A 19,396-nucleotide genomic window follows, 5' to 3' on the forward strand; every position below is an offset into this window, starting at 1 on the left:
GCGGCGCTCCCGTTCAGCACAGTGCCAGGGCCTCGAGGCAGGCCCGGCGGTGGGCCTCGCCTTGCGACGGCTTCACGACGCGGCCGGCCACCCGCAGGCCGTAGTCGACGCCCAGCCTGTCGGCCATCAGCACCCAGGCGCACAGCCGCGAGAGGCGGCCTTCGGTGTCGGCGAGGCCGGTGGCCTGCGCGTCGAGCCAGAGCTCCTCGCGCTGGGTCTGCTGGGTGTCGCGGCTGACGAGGTCTTCCGAGCCCGTTGCCTGCGCGCGCGCGGCCTTCTTCCAGACCACGAGCTTGAGCGGATCGCCGCGGCGGTAGGCGCGCACGCCGTCGTATTCGCCGGCGTTGTGGGCGCGCATCGACGCGGTCAGCGCGGCTGGCCCGGAAAGCGGCTCACCCGGCGGCAACGGTGGCGGGTGCGTCTCGGGCGCGGGATAGACCAGCATCTGCGCGGCCGGCCGCCAGACCGTCCACACGCGGAAGGTGCCGAGCGGAAAGCGCGTCTCGGCCGTGAGCGGCGGCACCGGGTGCAGCCCGCGCCGCTCGGGCTGGAAGGCGATCTCCACGGTGGAGGTTCCTTCGGCCGGCACGTCGGTCCAGGCCCATTGGCCGCTGCCGCGCACGGCCATGCCGATACCGTAGCGCACGCTGCGCCGGGTGTTGTGCAGCACCACGCGGAAGACGGCTGCCGCGCCCGCGTAGTGCGCCTCGGGCTGCACCATGTGCATCGCCAGCCCGCGCAGCGTGCCGTGGCACACATGCATGCCCACGGCCACGCTGCCGGCGAGCAGGAAGGTCAGCAGGTAGCCCAGGTTGAGCTGGTAGTTGATCGACGCGATCAGCAGCACCAGCAGCGTCGCGCCCAGCGTCCAGCCGGCCCGCGTGGGCAGGATGTAGACGTTGCGCTGGGTGAGCTCCAGCGTGTCGGACGGCGCCCGGCGCGACAGGAACCAGCCGTCGATGCGCGAGCGCAGGACGCCCACAGGGTTCACGGCAGCGGCACCGCGGCGATCATGGCGCGCACCTGCTCGACCGCGCCTCGGCCCGCATCGCCCACGGGCGTGAGGCGGTGCGCGATGGTCTGCGGCAGCACGGCCTGCACGTCGTCGGGCGCGACGTAGTTGCGGTTGGCCAGCAGCGCCTGAGCCTTGGCGGCGCGCAGCACCGCGATGCCGGCGCGCGGCGAGAGCCCTTGCAGGAACCATCGGCCGGAGCGGGTGGCGGCGATCAGGTCCTGCACGTAGTTCAGCAGCGGATCGGCCGCGTGCACCTGCTGCACGCGCTGCTGCAGCGCGGTCAGCTCGCCGGCGGTCAGCATCGCGGGCAGGGTGGCGAGCATCTCGCGGCGGTCGATGCCCGCCAGCAATTGGCGCTCGGCGGCGCGGTCGGGGTAGCCGAGCGAGATGCGCATCAGGAAGCGGTCGAGCTGCGATTCGGGCAGGGCGAAGGTGCCGAGCTGGTCCTGCGGGTTCTGGGTGGCGATCACGAAGAAGGGCGAGGGCAGGGGGCGGGTCTCGCCTTCCACGGTGACCTGCTTCTCTTCCATGGCCTCCAGCAGCGCGCTCTGGGTCTTGGGGCTGGCGCGGTTGATCTCGTCGGCCAGCAGCACCTGCGCGAAGATCGGCCCGGGGTGGAAGGTGAAGGCCTGCTGGCCCCGGTCGTAGATCGCCACGCCCGAGAGGTCGCCCGGCATCAGGTCGGCGGTGAATTGCACCCGCGAGAACTGCAGCCCGAAGGTGTGCGAGAGCGCGTGGGCGAGCGTGGTCTTGCCCACGCCCGGCACGTCCTCGATCAGCAGGTGGCCGCCCGCCAGCAGGCAGGCCACGCAGTCGCGAACCTGGGCCTCTTTGCCCACGATCACCGTGTTAAGCTGGGTTAACAAAGTGGCTAGCTTTGCGGCAACGTCCATATTTGTATCCATATGCAAACGATACCGTAAGACCTGCCGGCCCCATGCCGCGTGAGGTCTAGACGTGGCGATAGAGACACATGGGCAAGACAGGCTACTTCACACACCGGGACTTCTGGAAGCACGACATGGGCGGAGGGCATCCCGAGTGCCCCGGCCGGCTCGATGCCATCGAGGACCGCCTTCTGCTCACCGGGGTGGGCGACGCGCTGGAGCACCGCGAGGTGCCGCTGGCCACGTTGGAGCAGCTCACCCGGGCGCACAGCACGGAGCACGTCGAGTACCTGGAGTCGCTGCACCAGCGCCTGGTGGCCGACGAGCCCGCCGGCGGCCCCGATCATGCCCAGGTCGACCCCGACACCACGCTCACCCGCTACACCCTGCTGGCAGCGCGCCGCGCCGCCGGCGCCGCGATTGCCGCCACCGACGCCGTGATCTCCGGCGACCTGGAAAACGCCTTCTGCTCGGTGCGCCCGCCCGGCCACCACGCCTGCCGGGAGCAGGCGATGGGCTTCTGCTTCTTCAACAACGTGGCCATCGCCGCGCGGCACGCCATCGAGGTGCACGGCATCGAGCGCGTGGCGGTCGTCGATTTCGACGTGCACCACGGCAACGGCACCGAGGACATCCTTTCCAACGACCCGCGCGTGCTGATGGTGGGCTTCTTCCAGCATCCGTTCTACCCCTACAGCGGCACCAACCATCCGGCGCCGAACATGCTCAACCTGCCGATCCCGGCGTACACCCGCGGCATGGACGTGCGCGAGATGATCGAGGCCACCTGGATGCCGCGGCTGGAGGAGTTCAGGCCGCAGATGATCTTCGTGAGCGCCGGCTTCGACGCGCACCGCGAGGACGACCTGGGCCAGCTCGGCCTCAACGAGAACGACTTCGCCTGGATCACCGGGCGCATACACGATGTGGCGAAGCGCCATGCCAAGGGCCGTATCGTCTCGATGCTCGAAGGCGGCTACAACCTCGATGCACTGGCGCGCAGCGTGGAAGCCCACATCCGCGTGCTGGCTTCCCTGTGATGTGACCCAGCGGACACGGCCGGCGCCGATGTCCTTTTCCGATAGATGAACTTCAACGATTTCCTCCAACGGCTGAACCAGGTCGACGCGCGCGGCCTGGGCATCGAACTGGTCGCGCTGGTGGCCTGCGTGGCGCTGGCCTGGGCCATCTGCAAATGGTTCGGCCGCGACCAGCCCAAGGACTCGATCTGGTTCGGCGAGAGCACCTTCGACGGGCTGCTCTTCCCGCTGCTGGCCCTTGTCTTCACCGATCTCGCGCGACGCGTGGTGATCGACTTCCAGACCGTGCTGGTGCTGCGCATCGCGGTGCCGGTGTTCCTGTCGCTGGCGGTCATCCGGCTGTTCGCGCGGGTGCTGCGGGCGGTGTTCCCGGCCTCCAATCTCGTCAGGCTGATCGAGCGCACGATCTCGTGGCTGGCCTGGATCGCGGCGGTGCTCTGGATCGTCGGGCTGCTGCCGCCGGTGCTGGCCGAACTCGACGACATCACGCTGGCCTTCGGCAAGACGCGCGTGAGCCTGCAGACCATCTTCCAGGGCGTGCTGTCGGCGGGCGTGGTGCTGATGATCTCGCTGTGGATCTCCAGCACCATCGAGAAGCGCATCCTGCGCGAGGCCGTCACCGACCTGTCGATGCGCAAGGTGGCCTCGAACGCGGTGCGCGCCTTCCTGCTGCTGGTGGGCCTGCTGTTCGCGCTCTCGGCGGTGGGGGTGGACCTGACGGCGCTCTCGGTGCTGGGCGGCGCGCTGGGCGTGGGCCTGGGCTTCGGCCTGCAGAAGCTGGCAGCCAACTACGTGAGCGGCTTCGTGATCCTGCTGGAGCGCTCGATCCGTATCGGAGACAACGTCAAGGTCGACACCTTCGAAGGCCGCATCACCGACATCAAGACCCGCTACACGCTCATCCGCGCGGGCAACGGGCGCGAGGCGATCGTGCCGAACGAATCGCTCATCACAAGCCGGGTCGAAAACCTCTCGCTGGCGGATCGCAAGTTCAACATCACGACCACCATCGTGGTCGGCTACGACAGCGACGTGGCGCAGGTGCAGTCCATCCTCTGCGAGGCCGCCAAGGCCCAGCCGCGCGTGATGACCGACCCGGCCCCGGTCGCCTTCCTCATGAACTTCGCGCCCGACGGGCTGGAGTTCACGCTCAACTTCTGGGTGACCGACCCGGACAAGGGCAAGGACAACCTGCGCTCGGCGATCAACATCGCGATCCTCGACGGGTTGCGCGGGGCGGGGATCGATATTCCTTATCCACAGCGGGTGGTGCGGGTGGAGTCGCTGCCGGCCGGGGCGGAGCCTGCAGGCGTGTCTACTACGGAAAAATAGGCGATCTGGGCCCCCGGAATCTATGGGGGCCCCTTCGCCAGCTTCTCGCCCTCCACTGGCGCGCCGTAGCGAGTTCTCATATGCTGCCGTCGTGTACCAGCCGCACTTCAGCCAGAAGCTCACCGAGATGTTCCGGGCCAAGCCCTATCAAGGGGCCCTACCGGAAAGTGCGGAATTCATCTTTGTGGGACTGGATGCAAACTACGCCGCTGACATCGAAAGTAGCCCTGTCTTCCCTCGTGTGCTGGAGTATCACGACGACGGCGTTGCGTTCTGGCGTCGCCACAAGGTGCATCATCCGTTTCTTCTGGCTGACTACAGGGGAGATGGTCAGCGCTATCACCGCAACTTCGCCCTGACGGGTTTCGAACCGAAGGACGCGTGCCGCGTGTCATTCGTCGAATTGCTGCAAATCCCGACTGTCGGTCGCAGTCAGCTAGTGTTGGAGGACCTCGACCCTGCGCACCTGGAGAGACTGAATGCGCTTATTCAGCGCGGTGCCAGGCGAAACGTCTTTTTGGCAGACAAGGTAGTCAGGCTCATGCGCGTCAGTGGGCATTTCCATTGGTTGCCCAAACCTATTGCGAACCAAGTACTCCCTCGGCTGCACCAGGTTGGAGAAACGACGATCTACCAGCACCTGCACTTCTCCAACTACGGAGCATTTCAGGCACGCATGACGCTTGAGGCGAGCGCTATCGCTCGCATGCGTGCTGACTAGCCGCACGTCGCCTTTTGCGAATGAACGCCAGCCCGCAGACGCAGGCCAACGGCATTCCACAGCTACCCGAGCGTACCCAGCACCTCGTCCAGCCGCTCGACCAGCAGGTCGGCATGCTCGCGCGTGAACACCAGCGGCGGCCTGATCTTGAGCACGTTGCCCTGCGGCCCTGTCGCGCTCAGCAGCACCTGCCGCTGCCGCAGGCCGTTGACCACCTTGGCTGCCTGCGCGGTGGCCGGCGCGCGCGTGGCGCGGTCGGCCACGAGTTCAAGGCCGATGAAGAGACCCGCGCCGCGCGCCTCGCCGACGAGCGCGTGGCGCTGGCCGAGCGCGGCCAGGCGCTCGCGCAGGTAGTTGCCGACCTGCAGTGCGTTGTCCTGCAGGCCGTTGTGCTGGATCACGTCGAGCACGGCGGAGGCCGCGGCCATCGAGACGGGGTTGCCGCCGAAGGTGTTGAAGTAGCGGCTGGCCTGGCCGAAGGCCTTCATGACCTCGGGGCGCACCGCCAGGCCCGCGACCGGATGGCCGTTGCCCATGGGCTTGCCCATGGTCACCATGTCGGGCACCACGCCATGGCGAAGGAAGCCCCAGAAGGCCTCGCCGGTGCGGCCGAAGCCGGGCTGCACCTCGTCGGCGATGAACACGCCGCCGGCCGCATGGATCGCTTCCACCGCCTCGCGCAGGAATCCGGCCGGCGCGGTGAACACGCCGTCGCTGGAGAACACCGTGTCCACGAGCAGCGCGGCGGGCGCGATGCCGTGCGCCTTCAGGTCGGCGATGGCCGCGCGCACGCCGTCGGCGAAGCGCTTGCCCGTCTCGGCATCTTCGCCCGCGGGCGCATCCACCAGCCGCACGTGCTCGCCCAGGCGCACGTACTGTCCCAGCGAGGGTGAGGCGCAGGCGATGGCCGAGGTCACGCCGTGGTAGGCGAAGCGGGTGACGATGAGGCCGGTGCCGCCCGTGTGCGCCGTGGCGATTCGCATGGCCAGGTCGTTGGCCTCGCTGCCGGTGCAGGTGAAGGTGGCGTGGCCGAGTTCGGGCGGCATGGTGGCCAGCAGGCGCTCTGCGTAGTCGAGGATGCCTTCGTGCAGGTAGCGCGTGTGCGTGTTGAGCACCGATGCCTGTCGTGCGATGGCCTCGACCACCTCGGGCCGCGCGTGGCCCAGCGGCACCACGTTGTTGTAGGCGTCGAGCCAGGGCGTGCCGGCGGCGTCGTAGAGCCAGACGCCTTCGCCGCGCACGGGATGGAAGGGCTCGTCATAGAAGAGGCGGTAGGCCGGCCCGAGCAGGCGGGCGCGGCGTTCCAGCAGCTCGGCGGTGGGTTTCTCAGTCATGGATGGGTTCCGTGGGTTACGCGGTTTCAGCGGCGCGGCAGGCGATGCGGATGGCGTCCTGCACCTGTTCGGGCGTCAGCATGGCGCAGGCTTGCAGCCGCGCCCAGGAGACGGCGTTGTTGCGCATGAGGTAAGGGGCGTTGTCGGGCTGACGCGCCGCGCGCCAGCCGCTGATGGCGACCACCATCGCCAGCCGCGCACGCACGAGGTCGAGCAGCGCATGGGTCTCGCCATCGGTCAGCGGCGAGACGGCGTGGTAGTCGGCCGCGAAGCGCGCGATGGTCGCGAGTGCGTCGCCCTGTTCGTCGATGTGGTACGAGGCCGCGACGGCCAGGTCGTCGACGAGCGGCGCATGGACCATGTCGCCGAAGTCGAGGATGCCCGCCACGCGCGCCGGCTCTTCCGGATCGACCAGCAGGTTGTAGAGGTTGAAGTCGTTGTGGATCGGCTGGCGGCGAAGCGCGGCCAGCCGGGGCTTGGTGCGCTGCGCGAAGCCGTCCAGCGCGACCTCGGCCAGCGCGCGGCGGGCGGGGTCGGCCACGTGCACCAGCAGCGCGCGCACGCGGTCGGCGCGCTGGATGTCCCAGGGCAGCTCGCGGGCACCGGCGGGGTGTTCGAAGCCGGCCAGCGCCAGGTCCAGCCGCGCGAGCATGCGGGCGACGCAGGTGCGCTGCGCCGCCGAGCGCGGCGCCTGCGGCATCGGCAGGCCTTCGAGGTAGCTGAAGAGGCGCGCCACGCGCATGCGGCCTTCGGCGTCCTCGATCTGCACCGAGGCTGCGCCGTGGCGATCCGGCAGCAGGCGCTGCACCGGCAGGCCGGGGTCCGTGCGTGCGAGGTGCAGCAGGGCCTGCGTCTGGAAGTCGGCGACCAGCGGATCTTCGTCGGGGTGCGAGAGCTTGAGCATGCAGCGCGCGCCGCCGTCTTCCGGCTCCAGCAGGAAGTTGGCGTCGCGCTCGCCGGTGAGCGGCTTCAGGCGGCCGCGCTTGCCGTACAGGCGCTGCAGCAGGTCCGCCGCCCACTCGGTGGCGACGGGGGCGGGCGGCGATGTCAGCACCGCCGCCTCGGGCAGGGCCGCCTTGATGGCGTCGTCGAGCGCTTGCGTCATCACGCCGCCTTCTCGAAACCGCCGAGCGCGCTGGCGAGGTTGCGGCCCAGGTCCTCCGACAGGTAGCCGCCTTCCTGCACCAGCACCGTGGGCAGCCCCAGGCGCGCGATCTCGCCGAGGATGCGGCCGAAGCCCGCGGTGCTCACGGCCAGCGCCTGGTAGGGGTCATTCTCGTGCGCGTCCAGGCCCAGGGCCACGACCAGCGCGCCAGGCGCGAAGGCGCGGATGGTCGCGTGCGCGGTCGCCAGCGCGGCGAGGAAGCCCTCGTCCTGCGTGCCGCGCGCCAGCGGCAGGTTCAGGTTGTAGCCCAGGCCTTCGCCTTCGCCGGTCTCGTGCGCGTGGCCCGTGAAGAAGGGCGTGCAGAAATGCGGGTCGCCATGCAGCGAGATCGTCAGCACGTCCTTGCGGCGCCAGAAGATGCCCTGCGTGCCGTTGCCGTGATGCACGTCGATGTCGAGGATGGCCACGCGGTCGTGCCTGCTGCGCAGGTGCTGGGCCGCGATGGCCGCGTTGTTGAGGTAGGTGAAGCCGTTGGCGCGGTCGGCATAGGCATGGTGTCCGGGCGGCCGGCACAGTGCGTAGGCCGCGCGTTCGCCGTCCAGCACGAGCTGCGCGGCATGCGTGGCCACGTGGGCAGACCACGTCGCCGCATGCCAGGTGTGGCGGCCGATGGCGCAGGCCATGTCGCCCATGTGGTAGCCGGCCTGGCCGACCAGGCTGTCGGGGTAGGTGAAGGGCTGGCCCGGGAACGGATGCACGTTGGGCATGACCTCCTCCGAAGCGCCCTCGAGCTGCTGCCAGCGCTCCCAGGCGGTTTCCAGGAAGCGCAGGTACTGCGGCGTGTGGATGGCGGCGCGCGGGCCCGGGCCGTGGTCTTCGGGCGCGACGATGTCGTGGCCCTGCGCGCGTGCGGCGTTCAGCAGCAGCGTGCCCCGCTCGGGCTGCTCGTTGCTGCGCTTCATGCGCCCGCGCACGATGAACTGCTGCGGATCGTGGCCGGTGTGCTGGTCGCTGTAGATGACTTTCATGTCGGGCTTTCAATATTGGGGTTCGACGGTCCAGCTGATGGGAATCTCGGCGACGCTGGCCGACGCGGGCAGTTCGAGCACCGTCCGCGCGATGCGGGCCACGTCCTCGGGCCGCGTGGCTTGCCGCTGCTGCTCGGGCGGCAGGGCGGCCGCCATGTCGGTGGCGACGAAGCCCGGGCACAGCGCGGTGCAGCGCACGCGCGATTCGGCGCCGCAATGCCGGATGCCATGGGCCAGCGACAGCACCGCCGCCTTGCTCAGCGCGTAGAGCGAGGCATCGGCCGTGCGCACGCGCTTGGCCGCGAGCGAGGCCATCACCAGCACCTTGCCTTCGTCGGCCGCCAGCAGATGCGGCCAGGCCTTGCGCGTGAGCCGCAGCGGCGACTTGACGTTGACTTCCAGCAGCCGGTCGACCTCCGCGTCGTCCGCATCGATGACCGAGCGCGTGCTGAGGATGCCGGCGTTGTGCACCAGCGCGTCGATGCCCCCGAAGTCGCGCACGGTCGCGGCCACCCAGTCGGTCTCGCTGCGTGCGTCCTCGGCGTCGAAGCGATAGGTGCGCACCTGCGCCGGGTCGTGTCCGTCGAAGGCATCGGTGGCGCTGCGCGTGCCCACGCTCACGCGCCAGCCGTGCGTGAGCAGTTCGCGCACGACGGCAAGGCCGATGCCGCGGTTGCCTCCGCTGACCATGGCGACGCGGGGCAGCGCGCTCATCTCAGGGTTTGGTGAAGAGGCCGCGCACGTGGGCCTTGGCGGTCTCGAGGTGGTAGCGCAGCGCGTGCTCGACGGCACCGACGTCGCGCGCCATCATTGCCTTGGCGATGGGCCTGTGCGTCTCGGCCAGCGCCTTCAGGTCGCCGTAGCTGTCCTCGCTGAGCGCGAGGAACATGCGCACCTCGGTCTGCATGTTGTCGAACAGCCGGTGGAGGTAGTGGTTGCCGGAAAGCGCGCTGATGGCGAAGTGGAAGTCCAGGTCGAGCGCCACCCGCTCGGGCGAGGAGAGCGTCTCGGCGCGCTCCACCATGTCGTCCACGCGCGCGTCGAGCTGGGCCAGTTCGGCGTCGGTGGCGTGCGTGCAGGCCAGCGACGCGCCCAGCAGCTCGAGCTGGATGCGCACCTCGTACAGGTCGTTGACCTGCTTGGGCGAGACGGTGCGCACCGCGAAGCCGTGGCGCGGGCGCGAGATCAGCAGCCCCAGGCTTTCGAGGCGGCGCGCGGCTTCGCGCACGGGCGCGCGGCTAACGCCCATCTGCCGGGCCAGCTCGGCCTCGACGATGCGTTCGCCGGGCGCGATGCGGCCCGACAGGATCGCTTGCTGCAATTGCGCCTCCACCACGCCGACCAGGTCTGGCACCTGGATCGACGAGAAGGCGGGAGGAGTGGCGGCTTCGGGCCGGCTGGTGGTCATCGGAATTCCTTGTCTCGGTCGCTTGTCCGTATCATGCCGGCCCCTTCATGCCGCTCGCCCCGCGCCGGCTGCCGCCCGAACGGGCCAGGTAGACGCCCGCCACCGCGATCAGCGCCATGCCGGCCAGTGCCGGCCCATCAGGCGGGCGCTGGAACCACAGCGTGCTGATCAGTACTGCCAGCAGCAGCTGCACATAGTTCAGAGGAGCCAGCGTGGCCGCGCCGACGCGGCGGAACGCGGCCAGCAGCAACAGCTGGGCGCTGCCGCTGACGGCGCCGCCGGCGACCAGCAGCGCCATCTCCGGCCAGGGCGGTAGCGTGACGTGCGGCATGAACAGCACGGGCAGGTTCGTGATGACCAGGCAGGCCAGCGCCATGTGCGCGAACTGCACGGGCGCCGGCACCAGTCCCGAGAGCCGCCGCGTGAGCACCTGGAAGAGCGCATAGCAGACCGCCGACACCGCCATCAGCAGCGTGCCCGCCAGCGGCAGGCTGCCGCCCGGCCGCACGATGCACAGCATGCCGACGAAGCCCAGCAGCACGGCAGTCCACTGCGCGCGGCCCACGCGCTCCCCGAGCAGCCAGGGCGACAGCGCGACCATGATCAGCGGGGCGGTGAAGTAGATGGCCGTCGCTTCCGCCAGCGGCATGGTGACGAGCGCCGTCATGAAGCAGGTCGCCACGATGGCCAGCGCCACGCTGCGCGCGGCCAGCAGCTTCTGGTGCGGCTGGCGCCACAGGCGCAGGTCGCCGTGGCGCAGCAGCAGCACCAGCGCGATGGCGCCTATCGCGCTGTAGCGGCCCAGGTTGACGACGGCCGGCGCGTGGGTGGCCACCATCTGCTTGGCGAAGGCGTCGTACGCCGCGAACAGCACCAGCGCGCAAAGAAAGAGCGCGATGCTCGCGCCCGCGCTGTTCTCGCCGCGCTCGTCGCGTGCAAGGGGGACGGAGGCGGGTACGGTGCTCATGCCGGCTGCGACCGCGTCGCTTCCGTCACCGCACCGGCACCGCGGCAAGCCGTCGTCGAGACGGTCATGCGCGAAGCCCTTCCAGGAATGCGTCGAGCGCGGCGCCGATGGCCTCGACCATGTAGCCGCCCTCCTGCACCACGACCGTGGGCAGGCCCAGCGCACGCACGCGCTCGCCTGCGAGGCGGAAGGCCTCCATGTCGAACTTGAGCACGCTGATCGGGTCGTCCTTGTAGGTGTCGAAGCCCAGCGGCAGCACCAGCGCCTGCGGCTGGAAGCGCTCGATGGCGGCGGTGGCCCGGTCCAGCGCTTGCGCGAACTCGGCGTTGCCGCTGCCGTGCGCCAGCGGCAGGTTGAGGTTGCAGCCCTCGCCCTCGCCGGTGCCGCGCTCGTGCGCGTAGCCCGTGTACCAGGGGTAGTAGCCGGACGGGTCGGTGTGCGTGGAGACGGTCAGCACGTCGCCGCGCTCGTAGAAGATCTGCTGCGTGCCGTCGCCGTGGTGGGCGTCGATGTCGAGCACGGCCACGCGCGCATGGCGCCGGCGCAGCGTGGCGGCCGCGGCGGCGCTGTTGTTCACGTAGCAGAAACCTCCCGCGCGCGCATGCTGGGCATGATGGCCCGAAGGCCTGCACAGCGCATAGGCGATGCCGCCGCCTTCGAGCACCTTTTCGGCCGCGGCCTGCGCCGCATGGGCCGAGCGCAGCACCGAGCGCCAGGTGTGCGGGCCGATCGGGCAGGCCAGGTCGCCGATGTACCAGCCGGCCTGCGCCACCACCGACGGCGAGGGGCAGGGCCCGGATCGCGCGCCGTGCGGCGAAAGGTTGGGCAGCACCTCGATGCCGGGCTCCAGGCCCGGGCCGCCGAGCTTCTGCCAGCGCGCGTAGGCGCTCTCCAGGAAGTCCAGGTAGTCGACGCTGTGCACCAGTTCCAGCGCGGCGCGGCCGGCCTCGGGCGGTGCGTCGACCGCGATGCCGCGCGCGGCGAGCGTGCCCATCAGCGCCTCGGCGCGCGTGGGCAGGTCGGCGGGCTTGCAGATGCGGCCCAGCCGCATGAACTGCTGCGGGTCGTGCAGCAGCTGGTCGTCGCTGAAGAAGGCCTGCATGCTCATCAGGCCTTCGTTTCCTGGTCGAAGCGGTCCATGGCGCGGCCCAGGCGCGCGAACAGGTCGTCCAGCTCGGACCGCGTGATGATCAGCGGCGGGCACAGGCCGATGCTGTCGCCCATGGCGCGCACGATCAGGCCTTCCTCCAGCGCCAGCGCCGCGAAACGGTAGCCGGCCTTGCGGTCGGTGGCGAAGGGCGTGCGCGCGGCCTTGTCGGCCATGAGTTCGATGGCGCCGATCAGGCCCACGCCGCGCACGTTGCCCACCCAGGGGCGTTCGGCGAAGGCGCGCAGCCCGGCCTGGAAGGCGGGGGCGAGCTCGCGCACGTGGTCGAGGATGCGCTCGTCCTCGTAGACCTTCAGCGTCTCCAGCGCCACCGCGCAGGCGACCGGGTGGCCCGAGTAGGTGTAGCCGTGGCCGAAGCTGCCGAGCTTGCCGCTGTTGGCGGCGATGGCGCTGTGCACCTTCTCGTTGACCATGACGGCCGAGATCGGCACGTAGCCCGAGGACAGCGCCTTGGCGCAGCTCAGGATGTCGGGCTCGATGCCGAAGGTCGTGGAACCGAACATGTTGCCCGTGCGGCCGAAGCCGCAGATCACCTCGTCGGCGATCATGAGCACGCCGTACTTGCGCAGCACGGCCTGCACCTTCTCGAAGTAGCCGGCCGGCGGCACCAGCACGCCGCCCGCGCCCATCACCGGCTCGGCGATGAAGGCGGCCACGGTCTCGGGCCCTTCGGCCAGGATGGTCTGCTCAAGCTGTTGTGCGAGGCGGCTGGAGAAGTCCTGCTCCGTCTCGCCGGGTTCGGCGTAGCGGTAGTGGTGCGGGCAGTCCACGTGCAGGAAGCGCGCGGGCGCGGTGGCAATGGGCAGGTCGAAGTCGCGGTGGTTGCCTTCGAGCCCGCCCATGCTGGCGGCGGCCACGGTCACGCCGTGGTAGGCGTTGCGCCGCGCGATGATCTTCTTGCGCTGCGGCTGGCCGATGGCGTTGTGGTAGTACCAGACCATCTTCACCGCGCTGTCGTTGGCCTCGGAGCCCGAGTTGGCGAAGAACACGCGCGCCATGGGTGATGGCGCGAGCGCCAGCAGCCGCTCGGCCAGGTCGGCCACCGCCACGTTCGTGCGCTGGTTGAAGGTGTGGTAGTAGGGCAGGGTGTTCAGTGCTTTCGCGCCGGCCCCGGCCAGGCGCTTGTTGGAGAAGCCCAGCGAGGCGCACCACAGGCCCGACATGGCCTCCAGGTAGCGCCTGCCCTGCTCGTCGACGACGTGGATGCCGTCGCCTTCGACGATGACCAGCGGCGGCGTCTGCGGCAGCGCCGCCAGGTTGGTGTACGAATGCAGGTGGGTGGCGACGTCCTTGTCGCCGGTGCCGAGGGGTTCTGCCATGGGTGTCCTCTTTGAATGTCGGGCGCTGGAATAAGGCGGCTACAGGCTCGCCAGGTTGTCGTGGGTCTGCCGCGCGATGGCCTCGGGCCGGGTGCGCGTGGCGATGTGTGGCGTGACGATGATGCGCGGATGGCTCCAGAAGGGGTGGGCCGCCGGCAGCGGCTCCTCGATGAAGGCGTCCAGCACGGCCGATGCGATCTGGCCGCTCTCCAGCGCCGCGAGCAGGTCTTCCTGCACGAGGTGGGCGCCGCGCCCGGCGTTGACGAGGCGCGCGCCGCGCGGCAGTTGCGAGAACAGCGACGCGTCGAGGATGCCGCGCGTGTCGTCGGTCAGCGGCAGCAGGCAGACCAGGGTGTCGCAGCCGGCGAGGAACTCGGCGCGTGCCGCGTCGCCGTGGAAGGCCTCGATGCCCTCGGGCAGATCGCTCTTGGGGCTGCGGCTCCAGCCGCGCACCCGGTAGCCGATGGCGAGCAGCGCGCGTGCGACCGACTGGCCCAGCACGCCCAGGCCCGCGATGCCGACGCGGTGGTGCCGGGGTGGCTCGATGGGCGCTTCCTCCCAGGCCGCGCGGCGCTGGCTTTCAAGGTAGGAGCCCATGTGGCGCTGGCCGTGCACCACGGCCCACGCCACATAGGCGTTCATGCCGTCGGCCATGTCCGGGTCGACGATGCGGCGCACCGGCACGTCGGGCAGTGACGCATCGCGCGTGATGTGGTCGGTGCCCGCGCCCACCGACTGCACCAGCCGCAGGCGCGGCATGCGCGCGAGCAGCCCCGGCGGCGGCGACCAGCAGACCACGGCGTCGATCTCGCCGAGCGCGTCCAGCTCCTGCACCTCGGTGTCGATGCGGTGCAGCCGCGCCTGCGGAAAGCGTTCGCGGAAGGCGGGCCGAAGGTAGTCCATGGCGATCTGGTCCGAGACCAGTGCGATGTTCAGCGTCATGCAACCACCGCCTGTTCCGCGGCCGCCGCCGAGAGCCTTGGCTGCGCCTCGATCAGCGTGCGCGTGTACGCATGCTGCGGGTTCGCCAGCACCCTGGCGGTCTCGCCGTATTCGACGATCTCGCCGCGCTGCATCACGGCGATGTGGTCGCACATCTCGCCGGCCACGCGCAGGTCGTGCGTGATGAACACCATGGCCAGCTGGAAGCGCTCGCGCACCTCGGCGAAGAGCTTCAGCACCTGGGCCTGCACCGACACGTCGAGCGCGGAAACGGGCTCGTCGGCCACCAGCAGCTGCGGCTCCATGGCCAGAGCACGCGCGATGCCGATGCGCTGGCGCTGGCCGCCGGAGAACTCGTGCGGAAAGCGCTCCGCCGCGTCGGGCTTGAGGCCCACCAGCTCCAGCAGCTCCATCGCGCGGGCCATGGCCTGTGCCTTGGGCACGCCCTGGGCGATGGGGCCGGCCGCAATGGCCGGGCCGATGCGGTGGCGCGGGTTCAGCGAGGCATACGGGTCCTGGAACACCATCTGTATCTTGCCCTGCGACTGCGCCCGGAACTGCGCGCCCGACTGCAGCGTGCGGCCCTTGAACAGCACGCGGCCGTTATCGAAGGGCGCGAGGCCCACGATGCAGCGGCCCACGGTCGACTTGCCCGAGCCGGACTCTCCGACCAGCCCCAGCGTCTCGCCGCGGCGCAGCTCGAACGACAGGCCCTTGGCCGCCTCCACGCGCCGGCCCTTGCTGAACAGGCCGCCGCCGGTCACGTAGGTCTTGCGCAGCTCCTGCACCTGCAGCACGTGCTCGATGGGGCGCTGCTCGGAAGGCGCGCGCACCTGGCCGTTCGGAATGGCCGCGATGAGCTTGCGCGTGTAGGCATGCTGCGGCCGGGCCAGCACCGCGGCGGCCGGGCCGGCTTCGACCACCTCGCCGGTCTGCATCACGACCACCTGGTCGGCGATCTCGGAGACCACGCCGAAGTCGTGCGTGATGAACAGCACCGCCGTGCCCTTGCGCTGCTGCAGCTCGCGGATGAGCTTCAGGATCTGCGCCTGCGTGGTCACGTCCAGCGCGGTGGTGGGTTCGTCGCAGATCAGCAGGGCCGGCTCCAGCACCAGCGCGCAGGCGATCATCACGCGCTGGCGCTGCCCGCCGGACAGGCGGAACGGATAGCTGTCGATCAGCACCTCGGGCTCGGGCAGGCCGACGTCGGCGAGCGCCGCGAGGATGCGCTGGCGCTTCTGCGCGGCCGACAGCTTCACGTGGGCGTCGAACACCTCGGCGATCTGCTCGCCGATGCGCATGACCGGGTTCAGCGCCGTCATCGGCTCCTGGAACACCATGCCGATGCGCCGGCCGCGCAGGGTGCGAAGCTGCGTCTCGTCGAGCTGCAGCAGGTCCTGTCCGTCGAAGAGGATGCGGCCCGCCACGGGCTCCACGTGCGGCCGCGGCAGCAGGCCCATGATGGCGTTGGCGATCATCGATTTGCCGGAGCCCGATTCGCCGACCACGCACAGCGTCTGGCCCGGCAGCAGCTGCAGCGAAGCGCCCCGCACCGCCAGTTCGCGGTCTGCGCCCTGGGGCAGGCGGATGTCCAGGCCCTGGACGTCGAGCACGGGAAGAACGAGCTTTTCCATCTTCATTTGCCCCTCCCGTCGGCGCGCGCATTGAGGCCGTCGTTCAGGCCTTCGCCCACCAGGTTCAGCGCCAGCACCGTAAGCAGGATGGCCACGCCCGGGAACACCGCCATCCACCACGCCTGGCGCAGCACCGTGCGCGCCGAGCCGACCATGTAGCCCCAGCTCATCTGGTTCGGGTCGCCCAGGCCCAGGAAGCTCAGGCTGGACTCCAGCAGGATGGCCGTGGCCACCATCAGCGAGGCCATCACCACGATGGGCGAGGCGGCATTGGGCAGGATCTGCGTGAGGATGATGCGCGGCGTGGACTGGCCCGCCAGCTGGGCTGCCGCCACGAAGTCGCGCTGGCGCAGCGTGAGGAACTCGCTGCGCACCAGCCGTGCCACCGGCGGCCACGACACGATCGCGATGGCCGTGACGATCGACTGCACCGAGGGCTGGAAGATGGCCACCAGCACGATGGCCAGCGCGAAGCTCGGGATGGCCTGGAACAGCTCGGTGAAGCGCATCAGCGTGGCGTCGATCCAGCCGCCGAAGTAGCCCGAGACGGCGCCGATGCTCACGCCGATCAGCAGCGAGACCACGGTGGAGACCACGCCGATCAGCAGCGACACGCGCGCGCCGGTCACGATGCCCGAAAGGATGTCGCGGCCCATGGTGTCGGTGCCCAGCAGCAGGCCCTGTTCGGCCATGGGCGCCGCGAAGGGCGTGCCGACCATGTCCCAAGGGTTGTTCTGCGCGACGAAGGGCCCGAGGGCCGTGACCAGCGCCACCAGCATCAGCACGATCAGGCCGAAGACCGCGCCCTTGTTGCGGCTGAAGCGCCGCCAGAATTTGCTTTTCATGAGGGGCTCCTTGGCTCAGCTCAGCTCGATGCGGGGATCGACGAGCGTGTAGACGAAGTCGGTGATCAGGTTGAACAGCACGGCCATGGCCGCGGTGAACAGGAAGCAGCCGAGCAGCAGGTTGTAGTCGCGCTGCAGCAGCGCGTCGAACATGAGTCGGCCGATGCCGGGCCAGGCGAACACCGTCTCGGTGAGCACGGCGCCGCCGATCATTCCGCCGGCCTGGATGCCCGCGAGCGTGACCACTGGCAGCAGCGCGTTGCGCAGGATGTGCTTGCGCTGGATGCGCCCGGGCGCCACGCCCTTGGCGCGCGCGGTCTTCACGAAGTCCATCTGCGCGACTTCGAGCATGGAGGCGCGTGTCATGCGCGCATAGACCGCCATGTAGAACAGCGCCAGCGTGAGCGAAGGCAGGATCAGGTGCTTGGCGATGTCGAGCGCCTTGTCGATGCCCGTGAGGTCCGCGCCCACGGTGAAGAAGCCGAATGCGGGCAGCAGGTCGAGCTGCACCGTGAAGAGCAGCACCGCCATCATCGCCAGCCAGTACAGCGGCGTGGCGTAGAAGACCAGCGCGACCACGGTGATGAGGCTGTCCTGCCATTTGCCCGCGTTGCGGCTGGCCAGCGCCCCCAGCACGATGCCGAACAGCAGCGAGAGCCCGAAGGCCGTGCCCGTCAGCAGCAGCGTGGCTGGCAGGCGCTGCAGGATCAGGTCGACCACCGGCTGCTGCTGGCGGTAGGAGAAGCCCAGGTCGAGCTTGAGCACGTGGCCCAGGTAGTTGCCGAGCTGCACGGGCAGCGGCTGGTCGAGGCCGAACTGCTGGCGCAGCTGGGCCACGAACTGCGCGTCGGACGCGCCGGCCTCGCCGGCCATGACGGACACCGGATCGCCCGGCGCCGCGCGAACCAGCAGGAAGTTGACGGTGGCGATCACCAGCAGGGCCATCAGGCCCTGCAGCAGACGCACGGACATGAACTGCAGTCGTTTCATGGCAAGCTCGATTCGGGCATGCGGTGGCCCGGCCCATCAGGTCGGCATGGCCCGGCGCCGCATGCGGGGGAGGGAGGTCAGGCCAGCTTCACGCGGCCCAGGCTGTCGTTCAGGCCGATGCCGGAGGACACCACGTTCTGGATCTTGGTGCGGTACAGCGTCGGGAAGTTGATCTCGTGCAGCCAGGCCACGGGCACCTCGTCGACCAGCAGCTTCTGCACTTCCAGGTAGATCGCACGGCGCTTGGCGGGGTCGCTCTCGCGCGCGCCGGCGGCGAACAGCTCGTCGACCTTGGGGTTGCTGTAGCCCGCCACGTTGTTGAAGGGCGAGCCCTTGGCGATGTTGTCGCTGGTGTAGTTGCGACCCACGCCGAGCGCCGGGTCGCCGTACTGGTAGACGTAGGTGAAGGCCAGGTCGAAGTCCCACTCGCTGTTGCGCTGGTTCCAGCCGGCCACGTCGGTGGCGAGCATCTCGATCTTGATGCCGGCCTGCGTGAGGTTCTGGCGCACGATCTCGGCCTGGCGCTGCCAGGATTCGCCATAGGGCAGCGGCAGCAGGCGCAGCGTCTCGCCCTTGTAGCCCGACTCGGACAGCAGCTTCTTGGCCTTGGCGAGGTCGCGCGGGTACTTGGCGACGTCGTCGCTGGCGTAGGCGATGTGGCTGTTGAAGGGGCCCGTGGCCGGCTTGGCGTAGCCGTACCAGGCGACCTTGGCCATGGCTTCGCGGTCGATGGCGGTCCACACGGCCTGGCGGAACTTCACGTTGTTCATGGGCGCCGTGCGGTTGTTCATCCACAGCCAGCTGTGCGGCGCGAAGAACTCCCAGCCCTTGGTGGTGACGGCCGCGCCCGGCAGCTTGGCCAGCCGGCCCACGTCGAAGTACTCCACCGTGCCGCCCGGTGCGATGTCGACCTTGCCCGACTCGAAAGCCGCGGCGCGCGCTGCCGCGTCGGGGATCACGTGGAAATACACGCTCTCCACGCCCACGACGCCGGGCTGGTGGTAGTTCTCGTTGGCCACGAGGTTGATGTAGGAGCCCTTGACCCATTCCTTGAACTTGAGCGGGCCCGTGCCGATAGGCGTGGCGTTGGCGGGGTTGGTCGCGAAGTCGGTGCCTTCGTAGATGTGCTTGGGCACCATCGGCATGGTGCCGTTCTCGAAGATGCCCATGAAGGGGCCGAAGGGCTGCTTGAGCTTGAACTCCACGGTGAGCGGGTCGAGCGCCTTGATCGATTCCACCTGCGCCAGGCTTGCGCGGAAGCGCGCATGCGTCTTGCGCAGGAACACGTCGCACGAGAACACCACGTCGTCGGCCGAGAAGGGCTTGCCGTCGTGCCACTTGACGTTGGGCTTGAGCTTGAAGACGTAGGTCTTGCTGTCCGCGCTCACGGTCCAGGAGGTGGCGAGCTGCGGCTGCGGCTCGAGCTTCTCGTTGTAGCGCAGCAGGCCTTCGTAGATGTTGCCGGCGATCAGCTGCGTGGGACCGTTCTGCACGATGCCCATCATCAGGCCGGGCGGCTCGGGCTGGACCAGCACGTTGACGACACCCTTCTTGCCTTGCGCCAGGCTGTGCAGGGGCACCCCGGCGATGGACAGGCCTAGGGCGGCGGAGCCGGCTTGGATCAGGTTGCGGCGTTTCATCGGAGCGGACCTTTCGAAGTG

General features: G+C 69.6%; 18 protein-coding genes. 3 read left to right on the forward strand and 15 right to left on the reverse strand.

The window, feature by feature from the left end; genetic code table 11:
• Positions 1–13: 13 nt before the first annotated feature.
• Both FHT32_RS30255 and FHT32_RS30260 read right to left on the reverse strand, forming a co-directional pair.
• Complete coding sequence (locus FHT32_RS30255) at positions 14–991, reverse strand: DUF58 domain-containing protein (RefSeq protein WP_176668244.1); 978 nt, start codon at positions 989–991, stop codon at positions 14–16.
• Positions 988–1,908 (reverse strand): MoxR family ATPase, encoded by a 921-nt coding sequence (locus FHT32_RS30260; RefSeq protein WP_176668245.1) that lies wholly within the window; start codon positions 1,906–1,908, stop codon positions 988–990. Before FHT32_RS30260 ends, FHT32_RS30255 begins: the two co-directional genes overlap by 4 nt.
• Positions 1,909–1,988: 80 nt before the next feature.
• Here FHT32_RS30260 and FHT32_RS30265 point away from each other — a divergent pair, with 80 nt between their 5' ends.
• From FHT32_RS30265 to FHT32_RS30275, 3 genes are all read left to right on the forward strand, one after another.
• Positions 1,989–2,942, forward strand: a complete 954-nt coding sequence (locus FHT32_RS30265; protein ID WP_176668246.1) for a histone deacetylase family protein — start codon at positions 1,989–1,991, stop codon at positions 2,940–2,942.
• 45 nt (positions 2,943–2,987) lie between these two features.
• Complete coding sequence (locus FHT32_RS30270; protein WP_176668247.1) at positions 2,988–4,274, forward strand: mechanosensitive ion channel family protein; 1,287 nt, start codon at positions 2,988–2,990, stop codon at positions 4,272–4,274.
• A gap of 91 nt (positions 4,275–4,365) precedes the next feature.
• Positions 4,366–4,995, forward strand: coding sequence for a hypothetical protein (locus tag FHT32_RS30275; RefSeq protein WP_371132289.1), 630 nt, complete (start codon positions 4,366–4,368; stop codon positions 4,993–4,995).
• Between the two features lie 62 nt (positions 4,996–5,057).
• On the opposite strand, the gene FHT32_RS30280 is transcribed toward FHT32_RS30275, so the two are convergent.
• The 13 genes from FHT32_RS30280 to FHT32_RS30340 all read right to left on the reverse strand — a co-directional run bounded on the left by FHT32_RS30280 (position 5,058) and on the right by FHT32_RS30340 (position 19,375).
• Positions 5,058–6,329 carry an aspartate aminotransferase family protein gene (locus FHT32_RS30280; protein ID WP_176668248.1) on the reverse strand — a complete coding sequence of 424 codons (1,272 nt, stop codon included), beginning with the start codon at positions 6,327–6,329 and terminating at the stop codon, positions 5,058–5,060.
• A gap of 16 nt (positions 6,330–6,345) precedes the next feature.
• Positions 6,346–7,434, reverse strand: a complete 1,089-nt coding sequence (locus FHT32_RS30285) for a phosphotransferase (protein WP_176668249.1) — start codon at positions 7,432–7,434, stop codon at positions 6,346–6,348.
• Positions 7,434–8,462, reverse strand: a complete 1,029-nt coding sequence (locus tag FHT32_RS30290; RefSeq protein WP_176668250.1) for a histone deacetylase family protein — start codon at positions 8,460–8,462, stop codon at positions 7,434–7,436. Before FHT32_RS30290 ends, FHT32_RS30285 begins: the two co-directional genes overlap by 1 nt.
• 9 nt (positions 8,463–8,471) lie before the next feature.
• The gene (locus FHT32_RS30295; protein ID WP_176668251.1) at positions 8,472–9,176 is read right to left on the reverse strand and encodes an SDR family NAD(P)-dependent oxidoreductase; all 705 of its coding nucleotides are present in this window, start codon (positions 9,174–9,176) and stop codon (positions 8,472–8,474) included.
• A 1-nt stretch (position 9,177) separates the two neighbouring features.
• Positions 9,178–9,870 carry a GntR family transcriptional regulator gene (locus tag FHT32_RS30300; protein ID WP_176668252.1) on the reverse strand — a complete coding sequence of 231 codons (693 nt, stop codon included), beginning with the start codon at positions 9,868–9,870 and terminating at the stop codon, positions 9,178–9,180.
• A 31-nt stretch (positions 9,871–9,901) separates the two neighbouring features.
• Entirely contained in the window at positions 9,902–10,837 is a 936-nt protein-coding gene (locus FHT32_RS30305; RefSeq protein ID WP_176668253.1) for a DMT family transporter, read from the reverse strand.
• A gap of 64 nt (positions 10,838–10,901) precedes the next feature.
• Positions 10,902–11,939 carry a histone deacetylase family protein gene (locus FHT32_RS30310; RefSeq protein WP_176668346.1) on the reverse strand — a complete coding sequence of 346 codons (1,038 nt, stop codon included), beginning with the start codon at positions 11,937–11,939 and terminating at the stop codon, positions 10,902–10,904.
• Positions 11,940–11,944: 5 nt separating this feature from the next.
• Positions 11,945–13,324: an aminotransferase gene (locus tag FHT32_RS30315; RefSeq protein WP_176668254.1), complete on the reverse strand. Its 1,380-nt coding sequence runs from the start codon at positions 13,322–13,324 to the stop codon at positions 11,945–11,947.
• 39 nt (positions 13,325–13,363) lie between these two features.
• Positions 13,364–14,266 (reverse strand): glyoxylate/hydroxypyruvate reductase A, encoded by a 903-nt coding sequence (locus FHT32_RS30320; protein ID WP_176668255.1) that lies wholly within the window; start codon positions 14,264–14,266, stop codon positions 13,364–13,366.
• Positions 14,263–15,900 (reverse strand): ABC transporter ATP-binding protein, encoded by a 1,638-nt coding sequence (locus FHT32_RS30325; protein WP_176668347.1) that lies wholly within the window; start codon positions 15,898–15,900, stop codon positions 14,263–14,265. The genes FHT32_RS30320 and FHT32_RS30325 overlap by 4 nt, the downstream gene beginning before the upstream one ends.
• A 2-nt stretch (positions 15,901–15,902) precedes the next feature.
• Complete coding sequence (locus tag FHT32_RS30330; protein ID WP_019656076.1) at positions 15,903–16,745, reverse strand: ABC transporter permease; 843 nt, start codon at positions 16,743–16,745, stop codon at positions 15,903–15,905.
• Between the two features lie 15 nt (positions 16,746–16,760).
• Positions 16,761–17,735, reverse strand: coding sequence for an ABC transporter permease (locus FHT32_RS30335; RefSeq protein WP_019656077.1), 975 nt, complete (start codon positions 17,733–17,735; stop codon positions 16,761–16,763).
• Between the two features lie 77 nt (positions 17,736–17,812).
• Entirely contained in the window at positions 17,813–19,375 is a 1,563-nt protein-coding gene (locus FHT32_RS30340; protein ID WP_176668256.1) for an ABC transporter substrate-binding protein, read from the reverse strand.
• Between the last annotated feature and the right edge of the window lie 21 nt (positions 19,376–19,396).

Source organism: Variovorax sp. SG517 (assembly GCF_013376045.1).
Taxonomy (GTDB): domain Bacteria; phylum Pseudomonadota; class Gammaproteobacteria; order Burkholderiales; family Burkholderiaceae_C; genus Variovorax.